General features: G+C 60.9%; 19 protein-coding genes and 1 tRNA gene. 13 read left to right on the top strand and 7 right to left on the bottom strand.

Annotated elements, in window-relative coordinates:
• Window positions 1–123 precede the first annotated feature (123 nt).
• The 3 genes from A6U98_RS24350 to mepA all read right to left on the bottom strand — a co-directional run bounded on the left by A6U98_RS24350 (window position 124) and on the right by mepA (window position 2724).
• Window positions 124–1149 (bottom strand): glucokinase, encoded by a 1026-nt coding sequence (locus tag A6U98_RS24350; protein WP_064653490.1) that lies wholly within the window; start codon window positions 1147–1149, stop codon window positions 124–126.
• Between the two features lie 17 nt (window positions 1150–1166).
• Complete coding sequence (locus A6U98_RS24345; RefSeq protein ID WP_003544432.1) at window positions 1167–1547, bottom strand: methylglyoxal synthase; 381 nt, start codon at window positions 1545–1547, stop codon at window positions 1167–1169.
• Between the two features lie 100 nt (window positions 1548–1647).
• On the bottom strand, window positions 1648–2724 hold the full coding sequence (gene mepA / locus A6U98_RS24340; RefSeq protein WP_064653488.1) for a penicillin-insensitive murein endopeptidase: 1077 nt from the start codon (window positions 2722–2724) through the stop codon (window positions 1648–1650).
• Between the two features lie 275 nt (window positions 2725–2999).
• On the opposite strand from mepA, the gene A6U98_RS24335 reads away from it, so the two are divergent.
• The 7 genes from A6U98_RS24335 to pncB all read left to right on the top strand — a co-directional run bounded on the left by A6U98_RS24335 (window position 3000) and on the right by pncB (window position 11745).
• Window positions 3000–4832, top strand: coding sequence for an extracellular solute-binding protein (locus A6U98_RS24335; protein WP_064653486.1), 1833 nt, complete (start codon window positions 3000–3002; stop codon window positions 4830–4832).
• Between the two features lie 150 nt (window positions 4833–4982).
• Entirely contained in the window at window positions 4983–6071 is a 1089-nt protein-coding gene (locus A6U98_RS24330) for a microcin C ABC transporter permease YejB (RefSeq protein ID WP_064653484.1), read from the top strand.
• Window positions 6071–7219 carry an ABC transporter permease gene (locus A6U98_RS24325; RefSeq protein WP_064653482.1) on the top strand — a complete coding sequence of 383 codons (1149 nt, stop codon included), beginning with the start codon at window positions 6071–6073 and terminating at the stop codon, window positions 7217–7219. The genes A6U98_RS24330 and A6U98_RS24325 overlap by 1 nt, the downstream gene beginning before the upstream one ends.
• On the top strand, window positions 7216–8853 hold the full coding sequence (locus tag A6U98_RS24320) for an ABC transporter ATP-binding protein (protein ID WP_003555851.1): 1638 nt from the start codon (window positions 7216–7218) through the stop codon (window positions 8851–8853). Before A6U98_RS24325 ends, A6U98_RS24320 begins: the two co-directional genes overlap by 4 nt.
• A gap of 8 nt (window positions 8854–8861) precedes the next feature.
• Complete coding sequence (locus tag A6U98_RS24315; RefSeq protein ID WP_064653481.1) at window positions 8862–9821, top strand: glyoxylate/hydroxypyruvate reductase A; 960 nt, start codon at window positions 8862–8864, stop codon at window positions 9819–9821.
• Between the two features lie 84 nt (window positions 9822–9905).
• Window positions 9906–10253 carry a hypothetical protein gene (locus A6U98_RS24310; protein WP_197496437.1) on the top strand — a complete coding sequence of 116 codons (348 nt, stop codon included), beginning with the start codon at window positions 9906–9908 and terminating at the stop codon, window positions 10251–10253.
• 187 nt (window positions 10254–10440) lie between these two features.
• Entirely contained in the window at window positions 10441–11745 is a 1305-nt protein-coding gene (pncB, locus tag A6U98_RS24305) for a nicotinate phosphoribosyltransferase (RefSeq protein WP_003544452.1), read from the top strand.
• Here the strand turns inward: pncB and A6U98_RS24300 are convergent.
• From A6U98_RS24300 to A6U98_RS24290, 3 genes are all read right to left on the bottom strand, one after another.
• The gene (locus tag A6U98_RS24300) at window positions 11727–11966 is read right to left on the bottom strand and encodes a CrpP-related protein (protein WP_064653724.1); all 240 of its coding nucleotides are present in this window, start codon (window positions 11964–11966) and stop codon (window positions 11727–11729) included. The genes pncB and A6U98_RS24300 overlap by 19 nt on opposite strands.
• 425 nt (window positions 11967–12391) lie before the next feature.
• On the bottom strand, window positions 12392–12601 hold the full coding sequence (locus A6U98_RS24295) for a KTSC domain-containing protein (RefSeq protein WP_003555857.1): 210 nt from the start codon (window positions 12599–12601) through the stop codon (window positions 12392–12394).
• A gap of 234 nt (window positions 12602–12835) precedes the next feature.
• The gene (locus A6U98_RS24290) at window positions 12836–13456 is read right to left on the bottom strand and encodes an alpha/beta hydrolase (protein ID WP_064653479.1); all 621 of its coding nucleotides are present in this window, start codon (window positions 13454–13456) and stop codon (window positions 12836–12838) included.
• Window positions 13457–13497: 41 nt separating this feature from the next.
• Between A6U98_RS24290 and A6U98_RS24285 the strand changes: the two genes are divergently transcribed.
• Window positions 13498–13974, top strand: coding sequence for an Lrp/AsnC family transcriptional regulator (locus A6U98_RS24285; RefSeq protein WP_064653477.1), 477 nt, complete (start codon window positions 13498–13500; stop codon window positions 13972–13974).
• A gap of 103 nt (window positions 13975–14077) precedes the next feature.
• Here the strand turns inward: A6U98_RS24285 and A6U98_RS24280 are convergent.
• A tRNA-Ser gene (locus A6U98_RS24280) sits at window positions 14078–14167 on the bottom strand.
• 228 nt (window positions 14168–14395) lie between these two features.
• Here A6U98_RS24280 and A6U98_RS24275 point away from each other — a divergent pair.
• The 5 genes from A6U98_RS24275 to A6U98_RS24255 all read left to right on the top strand — a co-directional run bounded on the left by A6U98_RS24275 (window position 14396) and on the right by A6U98_RS24255 (window position 19717).
• Complete coding sequence (locus A6U98_RS24275; protein WP_003544459.1) at window positions 14396–14713, top strand: hypothetical protein; 318 nt, start codon at window positions 14396–14398, stop codon at window positions 14711–14713.
• A 318-nt stretch (window positions 14714–15031) separates the two neighbouring features.
• Window positions 15032–16024, top strand: coding sequence for a BMP family ABC transporter substrate-binding protein (locus tag A6U98_RS24270; protein WP_064653475.1), 993 nt, complete (start codon window positions 15032–15034; stop codon window positions 16022–16024).
• Window positions 16025–16112: 88 nt separating this feature from the next.
• Window positions 16113–17624: an ABC transporter ATP-binding protein gene (locus A6U98_RS24265; RefSeq protein ID WP_064653473.1), complete on the top strand. Its 1512-nt coding sequence runs from the start codon at window positions 16113–16115 to the stop codon at window positions 17622–17624.
• Between the two features lie 7 nt (window positions 17625–17631).
• Window positions 17632–18735 carry an ABC transporter permease gene (locus tag A6U98_RS24260; protein WP_064653472.1) on the top strand — a complete coding sequence of 368 codons (1104 nt, stop codon included), beginning with the start codon at window positions 17632–17634 and terminating at the stop codon, window positions 18733–18735.
• A gap of 10 nt (window positions 18736–18745) precedes the next feature.
• The gene (locus A6U98_RS24255) at window positions 18746–19717 is read left to right on the top strand and encodes an ABC transporter permease (protein ID WP_028740642.1); all 972 of its coding nucleotides are present in this window, start codon (window positions 18746–18748) and stop codon (window positions 19715–19717) included.

Below are 19717 nucleotides of genomic sequence, written 5' to 3'. Positions count from 1 at the left end.
GCGCCCCGCGAGGGCGACACGCACTTTTGCCGGGGTCTATAAAGAGTTGGGACCGGTTTGGCTAGAGCGCCACGCGCCCGCATAGGGCACGCCAGCGACGCTCTATTGCTTTGCGTGCCGGGCCTAGCGCCGCCAGCGGCGGCCTTCCGTCGAGACGCCGAAATTCGCCGGCATGCGCGCATAGGAGGAAAGCCCGGCAAGCGCCGCCAGCGGATGTGTCACCACATAGGTCGGGATGGTGCGAAGCAGCGCCGTATGCGGCGCCTTGTCCTCGAAGGCGATGCGGAATTCCGGCTTCTTCAGCGCCGGGATGATCTTCTGCGAGATCCCGCCGGAGAGATAGACGCCGCCGCGCGCCATGAACACCATCGCCATGTCGCCCGCCACGCGGCCGAGATAGGTGGCAAACAACGAGACGGTCTCTATGGCTTCCTTGTCGCTGCCGGCAAGCGCGTGCGAGGTGATGTCGGCGGGATCCTTCATCGTCGGCTCGATGCCGTCGACCACGCAGATGGCGTGGTAGAGGTTGACGAGACCGCGGCCGCAGAGGATCTGCTCAGCCGAAACGCGGCCTTCGATCGTCTCGATATGGGGAAAGAGTTCGTAATCGCGCTTGCTGCGCGGCCCGAGATCGACATGGCCGCCTTCGCCGGGAACCGGGATCCAGCTGTGCTGGGCATGCACGAGCCCGCCGACGCCGAGGCCGGTGCCGGGTCCGAGCACGACGCGGGAGGCAATCATGTCGCCGGTGGCGTCGCCGATCCGTTCGCGGTTCTCATCTGAAAGCGCGGCGATTGCCAGCGCCTGCGCCTCGAAATCGTTGACGACGAGCACATCCTCCATGCCGAGGCCCTCGATCATCGTCTTCGGCCGCACCACCCAGTCGCAATTGGTCAGCGGGATCTCGTCGTCGTTAATCGGGCCGGCGACGGCGAGGATCGCCGAGCGCGGCTGCACGGCAGTCTTGTCGAGTACACCTTGCTGGATCGCTTCGTCGATCGTGGCGAAATCCGCCGTGCGCACGTTCGGAAACTGCTTCGGCTCGGCATAGGCATCGCTCAGGATGGAAAAGCGGGCATTCGTGCCGCCAATATCGCCGATCAGGATCGGGAAAGGCATCGGAGCGGTGCTGTTGTTCGGTTTTGGCATGGCCGGTTCCGTGCTGATCAGGCTTCGAGTGTGGGAAGGAGTTTTATAGCGGTCGCGTGGTTGAGCGCCATCGGGATATCATAGACGATCGCCAGCCGCATCAGCGCCTTCACGTCGACATCGTGCGGCATCGGCGTCAAGGGATCGACAAAGAAGATCAGGGCATCGACCTCGCCGGTCGAAATCAGCGCGCCGATCTGCTGGTCGCCGCCGAGCGGCCCGCTTTTCAGCCTCGTAACGTTGAGGTCGGGGGCAGCGTCGAGCACGCGCCCACCGGTGGTGCCGGTGGCGACGATCTTCCAATGGGAGAGAATGTCCCTGTTGGCGCGGGCGAAATCCGCCATGTCGTCCTTCTTCTGGTCATGCGCAATCAATGCAAGGCATTTGCCGCCGGCCATCAACCCCTCCGCCCGAGAAATTCAATCGATTTGACCGCTTTATACCAAGAATTTGCGATTTGAAAGACAGCGGATCCCGGCCCCGGTCCCAGGGCCTCGATCATTGTATCGCCGGCTTGTCATTCGGAACCGGGCCGACATCGGGCAGTGCTCCATCGGCGTCGGCGGCAGGCGCTGCGGCCGGAGCAGAGGTGAGCGCGCTTGCGGCGGAAGGTCCGCCATAGGTGGCGGCCTGCATCGAGGCGACGGAAGCAGCATCGAGCACGGCGGCACAGGCCTTTGGCAGGTCGGAGACCATCATCTCGCGCGGCGGCTTCGGCGGCTTGGCGCCGGGCTTCGGCGGTTTCGGCGGTGCCCAGGGCGCCGGCGTGAACCACCAGGCGAGCGACTTGTCGCAGCCGTCGCCGGCAACGACTGGGGCCTGCGGCTTGCATCCCTTGGCACCGGGAGGGCATTTGATGCGGATGTGGAAATGCGAGTCATGGCCGTATTCCGGCCGGAGCTTGCCGAGATTGGTGCGGTCGCCGGTCCAGGTATCGCACATCTTCTTCTTGATCGCCGGATTGACGAAGATACGCTCCACCTCGGGATAGCTTGCCGCCAGCATCAGCAGCCGCGCGTGCGCTTGCGTCCACACCCTGGGGTCGACGGTCAGGAACTTGCCCTTCTGCAGCATGGTGGTGAAGGGCAGATCCTGGCGCTCCTCGGCCGTCATGCGGCGCGCCGGCATCGGCGTAAACCAGATGTCGGCATCAAGACCGATCTGGTGCGAGGCATGGCCGTTCAGCATCGGTCCGCCACGCGGCTGCGCAATGTCGCCGACGAGAATGCCCGGCCAGCCGGCATATTTGACCCCGTCCTGCGAAAGACGTTCGAGCAGCGCGATCATCGCCGGATTGCCCCAGCGGCGGTTGCGCGAAAGCCGCATCGCCTGCCAGGTCGGCCCGTCGGTCGGCAGCGCCACCGCACCCGTCATGCAGCCCTTTGCGTAAAAGCCGATCGGCTGTGCCGGTCCCTGCGTCGGCAGGCCGACGGCGCCGAATTGCCCTTTGGCGCTGCCCGGGCTCGGCGTCTTCTGCTGGGCGCCGACGTCGCCGGCGGCAAGGCTTGCGCCGATTGCGCCGGCAAGCGTCAGTTTGCCGAATGTCCTGAAAGCCTGAGCGAAGCCGAAAGCCATACTGTTCCCTTGAGCCGCTGCCGAAGTGATTTGCGATCGAATCTATCGTGAAAAGCAATTTTGGTGAATCGATGTTTTGGCTGCCGATGGGAAGCGGCGGTGACGGATCGCCGCAGAGTTGCGCCGCATGTTGCGAAGGCGGCTCGAAGAGGTGACGCCTTCAAGCGAGCCGGTGGCTCAAAATTTCGCGCGCCCGGCAAAAACCAAACTCTCTCCTGTTTTTCGCCCGTATTTTTCGTATTGTCGAACCCATCAATAATCAGGGGAAAGCGTGAATGGCGGCTCTGTGGTCGAAGATCGGTTTGTTTCTATCGCTTGCGGGTGCCTTGGCGCCAATGACGGCAACGGCTCAGAACCAGCCGTTTCTGATCGGAAGCTCGGTCATCAGCGAGATGAAGTACAAGCCGGGCTTTGCGCACTTCGACTACGTCAATCCCGATGCACCGAAAGGCGGAGACCTGCGCCTCTCCGCAAGCGGCGCCTTCGACACCTTCAACCCGCTGCTCGCCAAAGGCCAGGCGGCAGTGGGCTTGACGCTCGTTTACGACACGCTGATGAAGCCCGCCGACGACGAGCTGCTCGTCTCCTACGGTCTGCTTGCCGAGGGATTGTCTTTTCCCACCGACGTCTCGAGCGCGACCTTCCGCCTGCGCAAGGAAGCGAAATGGGCGGATGGTCAGCCGGTAACGCCCGAGGATGTCATCTTCAGTCTGGATAAGACGAAGGAATTAAATCCCCTCACGGCGAACTATTACCGCCACGTCGCGAAGGCCGAAAAGACCGGCGATCGCGACGTCACCTTCACCTTCGACGAGAAGAACAACCGGGAGCTCCCGAATATTCTCGGCCAGTTGGTGGTCGTGCCGAAACATTGGTGGGAGGGGCAGGGGCCGGGCGGCAAGCCACGCGATATTTCAAAGACGACGCTCGAGCCCGTGATGGGTTCGGGACCCTACAAGATTGCTTCCTTCTCGCCAGGCGCGACAATCCGCTATGAACTACGTGACGACTATTGGGGCAAGGACCTCAATGTGAATGTCGGCCAGAACAATTTCCGCAACGTCAACTACACGTATTTCGGGGATCGGGATGTCGAGTTCGAGGCCTTTCGCGCCGGGAACAGCGACTACTGGCAGGAAACCACGGCTGCCCGCTGGGCGACGGGATATGATTTTCCGGCAGTGAAGGAAGGACGTGTCAAGAAAGAGGAGGTTGCAAACCCGCTGCGAGCCACCGCTATCATGCAGGCTCTCGTACCCAACATGCGACGTGACCTCTTCAAGGACATCAGGGTCCGCGAGGCGCTGAACTATGGTCTGGATTTTGAGGAGCTGAACCGCACGGTTGCCTTCAACAGCTACAAGCGCATCGACAGCTATTTCTGGAACACCGAACTCGCCTCCTCCGGCCTTCCGCAGGGCAGAGAGCTGGAAATTCTGCAGGGCATAAAGGATAAGGTGCCGGCAGAAATCTTCACCACGCCCTATGCCAATCCGGTCGGTGGCGATCCGCAGAAGAGCCGCGATAACCTCCGCAAGGCAATTGCTCTTCTCAAAGAAGCCAACTGGGAGATCAAGGGCAATCGGATGGTCAATACCAAGACCGGCCAGCCGATGAGCTTCGAGATCCTGTTGTCGAGCCCGATGCTGGAGCGCTGGGCGGTGCCTTACGCCAGCAATCTGAAGAAAATTGGCATAGATGCGCGCGTGCGGACGGTCGATGCCTCGCAAGCCGTCAATCGTGAACGCAGCTTCGATTACGACATGATCTGGAATGTCTGGGCGCAGTCGATGAACCCTGGCAACGAGCAAGCCGACTATTGGGGATCCGGTTCGGTCAATCAGCAGGGGTCTCAAAATTACGCAGGCATCGCCAATCCGGCCGTCGATGAGCTCATCCGCATGATCATCTTCGCGCCGAACCGCGATGAACAGGTCGCGGCGATCAAGGCGATGGACAGGGTACTGCTTGCAAACCATTACGTGATCCCGCTGTTCTACCGCGGTACCCAGAACATCGTCTATTGGAACACGATCACCCATCCCGCAGAATTCCCGGCCTATAGCCTAGGCTTCCCCGATGCCTGGTGGTCGACCTCGGCGAAATGAGCGGGCTTGCATTGAAGGCGGCCTCGGCTCCAAATGGCGCAAGCGAATCACGACAAGCCGGTACGGCCGGCAAGGGAAGGCTGGCGGATTGAACAGCATCGGACTGGACGGCAGGCAGACAAGAAGAAGATTTCCGGGGGCTGAAGGCTGATGGGCGCCTATATTCTTCGCCGCCTGCTTCTGATGATCCCGACCATCGTCGGCATCATGGCGATTTCCTTCATCGTCATTCAATTCGCACCGGGTGGCCCGGTCGAGCAGGTGATCGCCCAGCTGACCGGCCAGGCCGATGGCGCCGATCAGCGCCTGTCCGGTGGCGGTGACCTGATGGGTGACGGAGGAGGGGACGAAGGCTCCAGATATCGCGGCGCCCAGGGGCTCGATCCGGAACTGATTGCCAAGCTTGAAAAACAGTTCGGCTTCGACAAGCCGCCGCTGACGCGTTTCGGCGAGATGATGTGGAATTACATCCGCTTCGATTTCGGCGAGAGTTTCTTCCGCAACACCTCCGTGCTCGAACTCATCAAGGAGAAGCTTCCGGTATCGATCTCGCTCGGCATCTGGATCTTGATCTTCTCCTATGCCATTTCCATCCCGCTCGGCATCCGCAAGGCGGTCAAGGACGGATCGACCTTCGACGTCTGGACTTCGGGGGTCATCGTCGTCGGCTACGCCGTCCCGAGCTTCCTCTTCGGCATTCTGCTGATCGTGCTTTTCGCCGGTGGCTCCTTCTACGACTGGTTTCCGCTGCGCGGCCTGGTCTCCGATAATTTCGACCAGCTTGCCTGGTGGCAGAAGCCGCTCGACTATTTCTGGCACCTGACCTTGCCGCTGATCTCGCTTTCCCTGTCCGCCTTCGCGACGACGACGCTCTTGACCAAGAATTCCTTCATCGAAGAGATCAAGAAGCAATATGTCGTCACCGCCCGCGCCAAAGGCCTGAACCAGCGGCAGGTGCTCTACGGCCATATCTTCCGCAACGCCATGCTGATCATCATCGCCGGTTTCCCCGGCGCCTTCATTTCCGCTTTCTTCACCGGCTCGCTGTTGATCGAGAACATCTTCTCGCTGGATGGCCTCGGGCGCCTCGGCTATCTCTCGGTCATCAACCGGGATTACCCGATCGTCTTCGCCACCCTCTACATCTTCTCGCTGCTCGGCCTCGTCGTCAGTCTGGTTTCCGACCTGATCTACACCTGGATCGATCCGCGCATCGATTTCGAGCGGAGGGATGTCTGATGGACGCCGCCGCAAATCCCGCTGTCGCAACACCCGTCAAGCCGCCGCGCAAGGGCCTGCTGTCGCCGACCAACATCCGCCGCTGGCAAAATTTCCGGGCGAACGGCCGCGGTTACTGGTCGCTGTGGCTGTTCATGGTCTTGTTTATCCTCAGCCTGTTTGCCGAGTTCCTCGCCAACGACCGGCCGATCATCGCCTCCTACAAGGGCGAGATCCTGTTCCCTGTCCTCATCGACTATCCCGAGGAGAAGTTCGGCGGCTTCCTGGCCGAAACCGACTATCGGTCCTCAGTGATTGCCGACGAGATCAATGCCAATGGCTGGATGATCTGGCCGCCGATCCGCTATTCCTACCGCTCGGTCAATTCCAACATTCCGCATTCGGCGCCCACCGCTCCCTTCTGGCTGATGACGAAGGAGGAGCGCTGCGCCGGCTACCCGCAAGGGGTGAACGATCCGGATTGCACCCTCGGCAATCTGAACTGGCTCGGCACTGACGACCAGGCGCGCGACGTCTTGGCGCGCGTCATCTACGGCTTTCGCATATCGGTGCTCTTCGGCCTAGTGCTGACCATCTGCTCGGCGGTCATCGGCGTGACGGCCGGTGCGGTGCAGGGTTATTTCGGCGGTTGGACAGATCTGCTGTTGCAGCGCTTCATCGAGATCTGGTCGTCGATGCCGGTGCTCTACATCCTGCTGATCATCGCCGCACTCCTGCCGCCCGGCTTCTTCGTGCTGCTCGGCATCATGCTGCTCTTCTCCTGGGTCGGCTTTGTTGGCATCGTGCGCGCCGAATTCCTGCGCGCCCGCAATTTCGAATATGTCCGCGCCGCCCGCGCGCTTGGTGTCAACAATCGCACCATCATGTGGCGCCATCTGCTGCCGAACGCCATGGTCGCGACGCTGACTTTCCTGCCCTTCATCCTCTCCGGCTCGATCACGACGCTGACCTCGCTCGATTTCCTCGGCTTCGGCATGCCGCCAGGCTCCCCCTCGCTCGGCGAAATGATCGCCCAGGGCAAGACCAATCTGCAGGCGCCATGGCTCGGGCTGACGGCCTTCTTCGCCATGTCGATCATGCTTTCCCTGCTGATCTTCATCGGCGAAGCAGTGCGCGATGCCTTCGATCCGAGGAAGACGTTTCAATGAGTGACATGACAGAACCGCTTCTTTCCGTCCGCGATCTCTCGGTTGCCTTTCATCAGGGCGGTGAAACCTCGCTCGCCGTCGATCACATCTCTTTCGATATCGCCAAGGGCGAGGTCGTCGCGCTCGTCGGCGAATCCGGCTCCGGCAAGTCGGTCTCGGCCAATTCGATCCTACGGCTTTTGCCTTATCCTTCCGCAAGCCACCCCTCCGGCGAAGTCCTGTTCAAGGGCAAGGACCTCTTGAAGGCGTCGGAGCGGGAACTGCGTGAGGTGCGCGGCAACGACATCACCATGATTTTCCAGGAGCCGATGACCTCGCTCAATCCGCTTCACACGATCGAGAAGCAGATCGCCGAGATCCTGGCTCTGCACCAGGGCCTTACCGGCCAGCCGGCGCGTCAGCGCGTGCTGGAATTGCTGAACCAGGTCGGCATCCGTGAACCGGAAAAGCGGTTGAAGGCCTATCCGCACGAACTGTCAGGCGGCCAGCGCCAGCGTGTCATGATCGCCATGGCGCTCGCCAACCGGCCGGAATTGCTGATTGCCGACGAGCCGACCACCGCGCTCGACGTCACCGTGCAGGCGCAGATCCTAGAATTGCTCCGGCAATTGAAGGCGGTCCACGGCATGTCGATGCTGTTCATCACCCATGACCTCGGCATCGTGCGCAAATTCGCCGATCGCGTCTGCGTCATGACCAAGGGCAGGATCGTCGAAACCGGAACGGTTGAGGAGGTCTTCGCCAATCCGAAGCATGAATATACCCGGCACCTTCTCGCCTCCGAGCCGCGCGGCGAGCCGCCGCTGTCCGATCCGTCGAAACCATTGGTGATGGAAGGTTCGGACATCCGCGTCTGGTTCCCGATCAAATCAGGGCTAATGCGCCGCGTTGTCGATCACGTGAAGGCGGTCGATGGCATCGATCTTTCGCTGCGCGCCGGCCAGACCCTCGGCGTCGTCGGCGAGTCCGGCTCGGGCAAGACCACGCTCGGCCTGGCGCTCACCCGGCTGATCTCCTCAGAAGGGCGGATCGCCTTTGTCGGCAAGGACATAGCCGGCTATTCATTCAATGAGATGCGGCCGCTGCGCAATCAACTGCAGGTCGTCTTCCAGGATCCCTATGGATCGCTCAGCCCCCGCATGTCTGTCGGTGATATCGTCGCCGAAGGGCTGAAGGTGCATGAGCGCTCGCTGACATCAGAAGAGCGCGACCAGCGCGTCTGCTGGGCGCTGGAGGAGGTGGGTCTCGATCCCCTGACCCGCTGGCGTTATCCGCACGAATTCTCCGGCGGCCAGCGCCAGCGCATCGCCATCGCCCGGGCCATGGTGCTGAAACCGCGCTTCGTCATGCTCGACGAGCCGACCTCCGCGCTCGACATGAGCGTGCAGGCGCAGGTCGTCGATCTCCTGCGCGATCTGCAGAAGAAGCATGATCTCGCCTACCTCTTCATCAGCCACGACCTGAAGGTGGTGAAGGCGCTCGCGAATGACGTCATCGTCATGCGTTTCGGCAAGGTGGTGGAGCAGGGCCCGTCAGCGGAAATCTTCCGTGCGCCGAAGGATGATTATACCCGGGCGCTGATGGCCGCCGCTTTCAACATCGAGGCGGTGCCGACACCCGCCGTACAGCAATAAAGAAGACCATGCCCGCAACTCCTCCCGTTCTCGTCGACATCAAGTTCAATCCCGAAGGCGTTGCCCGCGTGCTGAAGACCGCCTTTGCCGACCGCGGCAGCATCAATCTCGCCAACCCGGCCGATCGGGCACGCGATCTCCGCGAGGTCGAATACGCGCTTCTCTGGAAGCCGGATGCCGACCTTTTCGCGCGGGCGCCGAACCTGAAAGTGATCTTCTCGGGTGGTGCCGGCGTCGACCACATCATTGGCATGGCCGGCCTGCCCGAGATCCCGATCGTTCGCTTCGTCGACCGCAGCCTGACGACGCGCATGAGCGAATGGGTGGTCATGCAATGCCTGATGCATCTGCGCGGGCAATACGCCCATGACAGCCATCAGCGGCAGCGTGAGTGGGCCAAGCTGATCGCGCCGGAGGCGGCGGAAGTGACGGTCGGCGTCATGGGTCTTGGCATTCTCGGGCGGGATGCGGTCGCCAAGCTGAGAGTGATGGGGTTCAACGTCATCGGCTGGTCGCGCACCCGTAAGCAGATTGACGGCGTCGAAACCTTCGATGCCAGTGAGTTGGACAGCTTCCTGGCCAGGACCGACATCCTCGTCGGCCTGCTGCCGCTGACGCCTGAAACAGCAGGCTTCTATGACGCCGGGCTGTTTGCGAAGCTGCGCCGCAACGGTGCGCTCGGGCAACCGGTCTTCATCAATGCCGGCCGCGGCAAGAGCCAGGTCGAGGCCGATATCGTTTCTGCCATCCGTGACGGCACCCTCGGCGGCGCTTCCCTCGATGTCTTCGAGGCGGAGCCGCTTGCATCAGACAACCCGTTGTGGGACTTGCAGAACGTCTTCCTCACGCCGCACGACGCCGCGGTCTCCGAAGAAAACGCGCTGTTCCGTCATGTCGAGACGCAGATCGCCCGCTTCGAGCGCGGCGAGCCGCTGCAGTTCGTCGTCGACCGCGCCGCCGGCTATTGAGCTTTCGGAACCTTCCAGACAGCCACCCGTTTCTTCTGCGGAAATTCTTGCCGGCGAGGCCGGTTAAGACAGCGGAAGGAGACGATGATGGCGCATCAGACGGAAACACGCTGGGAAAAGTCCGATGGCAAGCTTCACAAGGAAGAGCTGATCCCGCCGGTGAAGGCAAGGCAGGGACGCACGGGTTATCGCATCCTGACGGTGCTGATCGTCGCGCTGGTGCTTGCCTTCGTGGTCTGGATACCGGTCGAGATTTGGGGCAACCGCGAGGCAATCGAGGTGGCGCCGCAGCAGCCAGGCCAGCAGCTTCAGTCGCAGCAGCCTGCTCCGGCCCCCGCGCCGGCGCTACAGAACGGTACTGCCGTCCCAACCGAAACGCCGAACACCACGCCGGCTGCCCCGAACGTGGCGCCCGCAACGCCGGCCCAGTAATCGTGAGAGAAACCATGTTCACGTCCCGCCGCGACACTGCGGCGGGACGTTTATTGTTTTGTCTGGACTTTGTCTGCTGATTTTTCGATAAGAAGGCGCACGAGCCGGTTTTGTGCGCCGGCTGGGAACTTGGCAGTACCCGGGAATTTGGCAGCACCTGACCGGAGTGGACAGGGGCGGGAGTTTGATGGCCAGGACCGATATCGCAAGACGCGTCTACAATCACGCCTGGAAACTCGATCCGATCATCCGCAGTCTGATCGATACCGACTTCTACAAGCTTTTGATGCTGCAGATGATCTGGAAGCTTTATCCGGATGTGAACGCGTCTTTCACCCTCATCAACCGCACCAAGCGGGTGCGTCTGGCCGAGGAACTCGATGAAGGCGAGTTGCGCGAGCAGCTCGATCATGCCCGCACGCTGAGACTTTCCAAGAAGGAGATGATCTGGCTTGCGGGTAACAGCTTCTACGGCCGTGCCCAGATCTTCGAGCCGGAATTCCTCGCCTGGCTTTCCAACTTCCAGCTTCCCGAATACGAGTTGTCGAAGAAGGACGGGCAATATGTGCTGGATTTCCACGGATCGTGGAAGGAAACCACCATGTGGGAAATTCCGGCGCTCGCCATCGTCAACGAGCTGCGCTCGCGCTCGGCGATGAAGGCGCTCGGTCCGTTCACCCTCGATGTGCTCTATGCTCGCGCCAAGGCGAAGATGTGGTCGAAGGTCGAACGGCTGAAGGAATTGCCGGGCCTGCGTATCTCCGATTTCGGCACCCGCCGCCGCCACAGTTTCCTCTGGCAGCGTTGGTGCGTCGAGGCGCTGAAGGAAGGCATTGGCCCGGCCTTTGCCGGTACCAGCAACGTATTGCTGGCGATGGATTCCGATCTCGAGGCCGTCGGCACCAATGCTCACGAGCTGCCGATGGTGGCTGCCGCCCTGGCTGAAACCGACGAGCAGTTGCGCAACGCGCCTTACAAGATCCTGCGCGACTGGAACAAGCTCTATGGCGGCAACCTTCTGATCGTCCTGCCGGATGCCTTCGGCACCGCTGCTTTCCTGCGCGACGCACCGGAGTGGGTCGCCGACTGGACCGGTTTCCGCCCGGATAGTGCCCCGCCGATCGAGGGCGGCGAGAAGATTATCGACTGGTGGAAGAAGATGGGCCGCGATCCGCGCCAGAAGCTGCTGATCTTCTCCGACGGTCTGGATGTCGACGCCATCATCGATACCTACCGGCATTTCGAAGGCCGTGTCCGCATGAGCTTCGGCTGGGGCACGAACCTGACGAACGATTTTTCCGGCTGCGCGCCGATCGAGATCTCCGGCCTCAATCCGATCTCCGTCGTCTGCAAGGTCAGCGACGCCAACGGCCGTCCGGCGGTGAAGCTCTCCGACAACCCTCAGAAGGCGACCGGCGACCCGGCCGAGGTCGAACGCTACCTGAAATTCTTCGGCGCCGAGGACAGGATCGATCAGACCGTTCTGGTGTAGGTTTGGGCCAATGCGCCGCTATCCCGGGGCATATTGATGTGCCCCGCCATCGCATCCTCGATCGACCAACCGAAACGCCAGGCGTCGAACATCGAGTACCACTCCTGAAAATCGGCAATCGGCAGGATATCCGGCTTCGACATCGGATTGTCGGCCAGGCTGCGGCCACGCGCACGATCCCGTGCGCCACGTTCCTGCATCTCAAGCAGATTCTCGAACATCATCGTCCCCCGATCTTTATCCGATAGATTTATGCAATCATTCTAATAAAGCATTGTCGAGTCTGGATTCGACAATTCGGGTTTTTCACAGGATTAGCCCCAATTCGCTAGTTCGGGATCGTCGCAACCGGCCCGGTCATCTCCAGACAAGCAGTATCGCGGCGTCCGAGAGCGGCCCATGCCTTTCGCAATCAAGGTCCACTAGCACCTGTGACGGGGAGGCTCGACTTCCTGGCTGGGGTCCGCCGCCGAGCCTCCCGGCTGGCCGGCCTTGAATAGGCCGGCAGCGCCGACAAGTTGCCGCTTTCCGACAGCGGCGATCCAACCCGGATGATATTAAGGGCTAACAGCCGGTTAATATCCACCGGCCTTGTCCCGATCTCGCACAATCCTGCAATGCGCGCTGGCGGTATCGGCTCGGGTTTTCAGGCTGCCAATCTGCGAAACCGGGTTCTGATCCGGTCGAGATAATAATGGCCGGGAGACGGCGCCACCGTCATCGCATGCGCTTCCGAAGAGGGAACGCCTTCGAACAGACGTTCCTCGCCATTCTTGAAACAAATCCTGAGCCGCCCGTCTTCCTGGCTGAAATAGACGGATTTGATGATCTTCGACTTTACCGAAAGTTCTTCCACCTGTTTTACCTCTGTTCTTGATTTTGGCAGACGGTAAACCCAAACGTGCAAAGAGGCGGTGAAGCCGCATGGTAAAAATTCAGGAATCTTTGAACGCCTAAATCTCGCGGCGCCATCGGAGCGACGGCCTCGAAGATACGCAGGCGGGCGGGCCATTTCGTTGTTCCGTCTCGCACGGATCCAGCACTCGCAAAGGCGTGTTTCGTCCATTCGATCGTGAACCCGAAAACAAGATCAAGCCCGATCAGTTTTTGCCAATCCGGCGGAAAACGCCGTCAGCAAGGCCTTTCCCTGGCCCCAGTCCTCAAGGCCGCTTTGCCCGTTGATATGGCCGAAAGGACCGATCGCGACAAGACCGCTGCCCCACAGATCGGCTCGCGCATGGGCATGGTCGAGCGTGCCGAAGGGATCATCGGCGCTTGCGATGATCAGAGTGGGGAAGCGCATCTTTTGCGATGGCGGATCGGCGAATTCGGCCGCCTCCTCGGGGAATGGCGCGGACTGCGGGTCGGGGACCGCCACAAGAAATGCTCCGGCAACGGCAAGCGACGAAACCTGCTGCCAATGAGCGACCAGCAGACAGGCAAGGCTGTGGGCGACCAGCAGGGGAGGGGTTGTCGATGCGCTAACGGCGCGCTCCAGGGCTGAAATCCAGTCCGCCAGCTCGGGTTTTTCCCAATCGGCTGGCTGAAAACGTCGCATTTCCGGGTTCGACCGTTCCCAGCGTGTTTGCCAATGAGCCTCGCCCGAACCGCCAATTCCCGGTAATATGATGATGTCCTTCATGTCTTTTCCTCTGATCATCCGCGCCGGTGAAAATGATGCATTTTCATTTGCTTCGGAATGAATGATCATCGGAAAACCGCTTCCCTCTCCGATGATTTCAAGGTGATCCCATGGCTTTTCAGGAAAACAATCGGGTACTGCTCGATCCAACCGATATCGCCATTATCGAAGCGATGCAGGAAAATGGACGCATCGCGATTTCCGAACTCGGTCGGCGGGTCGGGCTCTCTCAGCCTGCAGCATCAGAACGGGTCAAGCGGCTGGAAGACCGCGGCATCATTGTCGGTTACTCCGCCCGTATCGACCCCACCGCTTTGGGAATCGGAATGATGGCGGTGCTTCGCCTGCGCACGACGCATGAGCATATCAAGGCCTGTCTGAAACAGTTCGCGGAGATGCCGCAGGTCATGGAAGTATTGCGCCTCACCGGAGAGGACTGTTTTCTTTTGAAGGTGCTGGTTCCGTCGCCGGGAGAATTGGAAACGATTGTTGACACCATCGCGCGTTTTGGAGCCGTGACGACATCTCTGGTGTTGCGCGGCGAGAATCCGAAGCCGATTGGACGCGCCCTGCTGCAGCGAGTTTGAGAATATGCGGACGACCAGCTTGTTCTATCGAAGCGTGCCGCCAAAAACGCTTCCGCGTCCCGCTCTCGATACGGTTTGAATCAATATTGAAAAACGAGGGATATGGCGGACAGGGTGGGATTCGAACCCACGGTACGCTTTCACGTACACACGCGTTCCAGGCGTGCGCCTTAAACCACTCGGCCACCTGTCCTTTTTTGGCGTTCGCGCCCGGATAGGAGCAAATCGTCGGAACGGCGCGATATATACCGATGAATTTTTGTCGATCAACCGAAATCTAACAGTTTTTTGACTTCTTCCGATAAAACTCGCCTCGGCCACTCCATTGTGCTTCACCTCATCGACGACTATGTAATTCTCTACGGTGGAGAATGGCGCGGCCGGCCGGAATTGTCCGGCATATCGAGCGTCGGAGGAATTGATGCGTTTCCTGTTGCGTCTGGCGAGTCTTGTCGCGCTTGCGGCTGCCGTTATTGCCGGAACCATCGATTCGATCCAATCGGTTGCGGCGTCCTCCGTGGTGATGACGCCGATCTCGGATGCCTGGCAGGATGTGAGCCCGACGACGCTGACGTCGCTGCAATCCTCCCTTTCCTATTATATCCACCCGCGTTTCTACACCTTGATCTTCCAGTGGCTGATGCTCCAGCCGGCCTTTGCCGTTTTCCTGGTGATCGCGCTGCTTCTGTGGATGATCGGCTACAAGAAGCCGCCGGTGGCCGGTCGCTTCACCGCATAGCAAAGATGGTTTTGCCGGCACGGTCCGGTGAGAAATCCGGGTGGGCATCGCCCGCTCTTCTACCTCTGTATTTGCCGCCGGATTGGCTAGAAAATCCGCACCCTGACGCAAAGAATGTCCAAAAATCAGCCCCGAAGAGCTGATTTTCGGCAATTGTTGCAAATCTTTACCAGCTGAAAAATTTCTGGTGAATTTTTCCGTGAGCCATGCAAGGATGCACGCAGCCAGGCCTCCGGGGGGAGGTCGGTGGTTCCGCAGACATGCCCGGAAAGGGCTTGCGGGAGGACCCCTAACGAATAGCAACAACAGGGCTGCACAATGAAAAAATCCCTTCTCACTCTCTTTGCCGTGGCTGCCATGTCGACGACGGCGCTTGCTGCCGATGTCAAGCCGGCGCTGGTTTACGGCACCGGCGGGAAGTTCGATAAGTCCTTCAACGAGGCGGCCTATAACGGCGCCGAGAAGTTCAAGACCGAGACCGGCATTGCCTATCGCGACTTCGAGCCGACGGGCGACACCCAGGGCGAACAGGCCATCCGCAACTTCGCAAGCCGCGGTTTCAATCCGGTGGTTGCTGTTTCCTTCGCCTGGACCTCGGCCATCGAGAAGGTTGCAGCCGAATTCCCGGATACCAAGTTCATCATCGTTGACTCCGTCGTCGACAAGCCGAATGTCCGCTCGGTTGTCTACAAGGAAGAAGAAGGTTCCTACCTCGTCGGCGTTCTCGCCGGCATGGCCTCCAAGACCGGCAAGGTCGGCTTCGTCGGCGGCATGGACATTCCGCTGATCCGCAAGTTCGAATGCGGCTACGAGCAGGGCGCACGCTCCGTCAAGGCCGATATCGAAGTCTTCCAGAATATGACTGGCACCACGGGCGCTGCCTGGAACGACCCCGTCCGCGGCGGCGAGCTCACCAAGAACCAGATCGACCAGGGTGCCGACGTCGTTTATGCGGCAGCCGGTGCCACCGGTCTCGGCGTTCTGCAGACGGCCGCCGACAACAAGAAGCTGTCGATCGGCGTCGACTCCAACCAGAACTACCTGCATCCGGGCTCGGTCCTGACCTCGATGGTCAAGCGCGTCGACCTCGCCGTCTACAATGCCTACAACGACACCAAGAACGACAAGTTCACCGGCGGCGTCCAGGCGCTCGGCGTCAAGGAAGACGGTGTTGGTGCCGCGATCGACGAGCATAACAAGTCGCTGATCACGCCGGAAATGCAGGCTGCCGTCGACAAGGCCAAGGCCGACATCATCGCGGGAACCGTCAAGGTTCACGATTACACCTCGGACAACGCTTGCCCGAAGTGATCCGCGCCCGAATGTGATCGACGATTGAGATCGGGCGTATGGCGGAGGGGATTTTCGCCATACGCCCTTTTCTTATTTGGAGCCTGCAGTGACAGATAAGCCCGCTATCGAGCTTGTCGGCATCGACAAGAAGTTCGGTGCCGTCCACGCCAACAAGGACATCAACCTCACCGTTGCCAAGGGGACGATCCACGGCATCATCGGCGAAAACGGCGCCGGCAAATCGACCCTGATGTCGATCATTTATGGTTTCTACCATGCCGATAGCGGCGAGATCCGGGTCAACGGCAATCCCGTCACCATCCGCGACAGCCAGGCGGCGATCGCCACCGGCATCGGCATGGTGCACCAGCATTTCATGCTGGTCGATAATTTTACGGTGCTTGAAAACATCATGCTTGGCGCCGAAGGCGGCATGCTGCTGGCCAGGGGCGTTGCCTCGGCCCGCGCCGAGCTCAAGCGGCTGGAAACGGAATATGGCCTGGAGGTCGATCCCGATGCGCTGATCGAGGAGCTCCCGGTCGGCCTGCAGCAGCGTGTCGAGATCCTGAAAGCCATGTATCGCGGCGCCGAGATCCTGATCCTCGACGAGCCCACCGGCGTGCTGACGCCGGCGGAAGCCGATCATCTCTTCCGCATTCTCAAGGTGCTGCGCGATCAGGGCAAGACGATCATCCTCATCACCCACAAGCTGCGCGAGATCATGGCGATCACCGATACGGTCTCGGTCATGCGCCGCGGCGAAATGGTCGCGACCCGCAAGACGTCGGAGACGACGGTGGAGGAACTCGCCGAGCTGATGGTCGGCCGCCGCGTGCTGCTGCGCGTGCAGAAGGGCGAGGCCAACCCAGGATCTGCCGTGCTGTCCGTCCGCAACCTCACGGTCAAGGACAATCGCGGCGTCACCATGGTCGATAACGTCTCCTTCGACGTGCGCGCCGGTGAGATCGTCGGCATCGCCGGTGTCGCCGGCAATGGCCAGTCCGAATTGCTGGAGGCGATTGCCGGTATCCGCAAGCCGACCTCCGGCGAAATCCTGCTCGACGGCCAGACGATCGACAAGGCCGATCCCGCCCGCCTGCGTGATCTCGGCCTCGCGCATATTCCCGAGGATCGTCACCATATGGGCCTGGTGCTGAAATTCGAGGAATATGAAAATTCCGTGCTCGGTTATCATCGCCGCCCGGCCTACAGCAAAGGCCCGCTGCTCGATCTCGAAGCGATCCGCAAGGATGCGATGGAGAAGATCGAGAAATACGATATCCGCCCGCCGAACCCGCGTCTGAAGACGGCGAATTTTTCCGGCGGCAACCAGCAGAAGATCGTCGTCGCCCGCGAGATCGAACGCGATCCGAAGATGCTGATCATCGGCCAGCCGACACGCGGCGTCGATATCGGCGCCATCGAATTCATCCATCGCCGGATCATCGAAATGCGCGACGCGGGCAAGGCGATCCTGCTCGTCTCCGTCGAACTCGATGAAATCCGCTCCCTTTCAGACCGTATCCTTGTCATGTTTGCCGGCCATGTCGTCGGCGAGAAGACGCCCGATGCCGGTGAACAGACCCTCGGCCTGATGATGGCCGGCATTGCCGCGTGAGGCCTTTATGAGCACTGCTTCCGTTCCACTACCAAACTGGATCAACTACGGCCTCATCCCGCTTTTGAACCTCACCGTCGCCTTCCTGATCTCCGGCTTCGTCGTCTGGCTGATCGGCGAGAGCCCGCTCGATGCGCTGTCGCTGCTGATCCAGGGCGCGCTCGGCAATGGCGAAGGCATCGGCTTCACGCTGTATTATGCGACGAGCTTCATCTTCACCGGGCTCTCCGTCGCGGTGGCGATCCATGCCGGCCTCTTCAACATTGGTTCCGAAGGCCAGGCCTATGTCGGCGGCCTCGGCTGCGCGCTGGTGGCGCTGGCGCTCGATCGTTACGTGCCGTGGTATGTAACGATGCCGATCGCGGTGGTCGGCGCCGGCCTGTTCGGCGCGGCCTGGGCCTTCATCCCGGCCTTCCTGCAGGCAAAACGCGGCAGCCACATCGTCATCACGACGATCATGTTCAATTATATCGGCGCAGCACTGATGGTGTACCTCCTGGTGCATGTGCTGATCGTGCCGGGCAAAATGGCGCCGGAAACCCGCACCTTCCTCGAAGGCGGCCAATTGCCGAAGCTCGGCTGGGTCATGCAGCTGTTCGGCGCCAAGCTGGGGGCTGCCCCGTTCAACGTCTCCTTCATCATTGCGCTCGTCGTCAGCTACCTCGTCTGGCTGCTCGTCTGGCGCACCAAGCTCGGTTTCGAGATGCGCACGCTGGGCGTCAGCCCGACGGCGGCGGCCTATGCCGGTATTCCCTATGCCCGCACCGTGATCATCGCCATGCTGCTCTCCGGCGCACTCGCCGGCATGATGGCGCTGAACCCCGTCATGGGCTCTTCGGCCCGTCTGCAGGTGGAATTCGTCGGTGGTGCCGGCTTCGTCGGCATCGCCGTCTCGCTGATGGGCCGCAACCATCCGCTCGGCATCATCGTGGCGGCGATCCTCTTCGGTATCCTCTACCAGGGCGGCGACTGGATCTCCTTCGAAATGCCGAATATCACCCGCGAGATGATCCTCGTCATCCAGGGTCTGGTGATCCTCTTTGCCGGCGCGCTGGAATATATGTTCCGGCCGGCAATGGTGCGCCTCTACCAACAGTTCAAGCGCGGTTAAGGAGCGGGCGATGGATTATTATGACATCTTCATCAGCGTTCTGAGTTCGACCATCCGCCTGTCGATCCCGCTGATCTTCACCGCCCTTGCCGGTCTGTTTTCGGAACGCGCCGGTATCTTCGATATCGGCCTCGAGGGGAAGATGCTGGGCTCGGCCTTTGCCGCCGCCTGCGTTGCCTACCTCACCGATTCAGCCTGGCTCGGACTTGGTGCCGGCATCCTCTGCTCGGTGGCGCTGAGCCTGGTGCACGGTTTCGCCTCGATCACCAACCGCGGCAACCAGATTGTGTCAGGTGTGGCCATCAACTTCTTCATCGCCGGCATCACCATCGTGCTCGGTCAGGCCTGGTTCGGCCAGGGCGGGCGCACGCCGCAGCTGGCGCCGGATTCGCGCTTCGCGCCGATCATCCTGCCGGGCGCCGATGCCGCCCGCGACATACCGATCATCGGCCCGCTTTATGCCAATGTCATATCCGGCAACAATATCCTCACCTACCTCGCCTTCCTCGCCGTGCCGTTTTCCTGGTGGGTGCTTTACCGCACGCGCTTCGGGCTGCGGCTGCGCGCCGTTGGCGAAAATCCGGGCGCGGTTGATACGGCCGGTATTTCGGTCGCCTGGCTGCGTTACCGCGCCGTCATGTGCGCCGGCATCCTCTGCGGCTTTGCCGGCACCTATCTGGCCATCGCCCAGTCCGCCGCCTTCATCAAAGACATGTCGGCCGGCAAGGGCTATATCGCGCTCGCAGCTCTCGTCTTCGCCAAGTGGAAGCCGGTGCCTGTCATGTTTGCCTGCCTGCTCTTCGGCTTCCTCGATGCGCTGGCAAATTTCATGCAGGGTAAGCAGGTGCCGCTGATCGGCGAAGTGCCGGTTCAGGTCTTCCAGGCACTGCCCTATGTCCTGACCTGCGTCCTGCTTGCCGGCTTTATCGGCGTCGCGACCCCGCCGAAAGCTGGTGGCGTGCCCTATACGAAGGAGCGTTGA

Source organism: Rhizobium sp. WYCCWR10014, from assembly GCF_001657485.1.
Lineage (GTDB): Bacteria > Pseudomonadota > Alphaproteobacteria > Rhizobiales > Rhizobiaceae > Rhizobium.
This window is presented reverse-complemented; position numbering and strand designations above follow the sequence as displayed.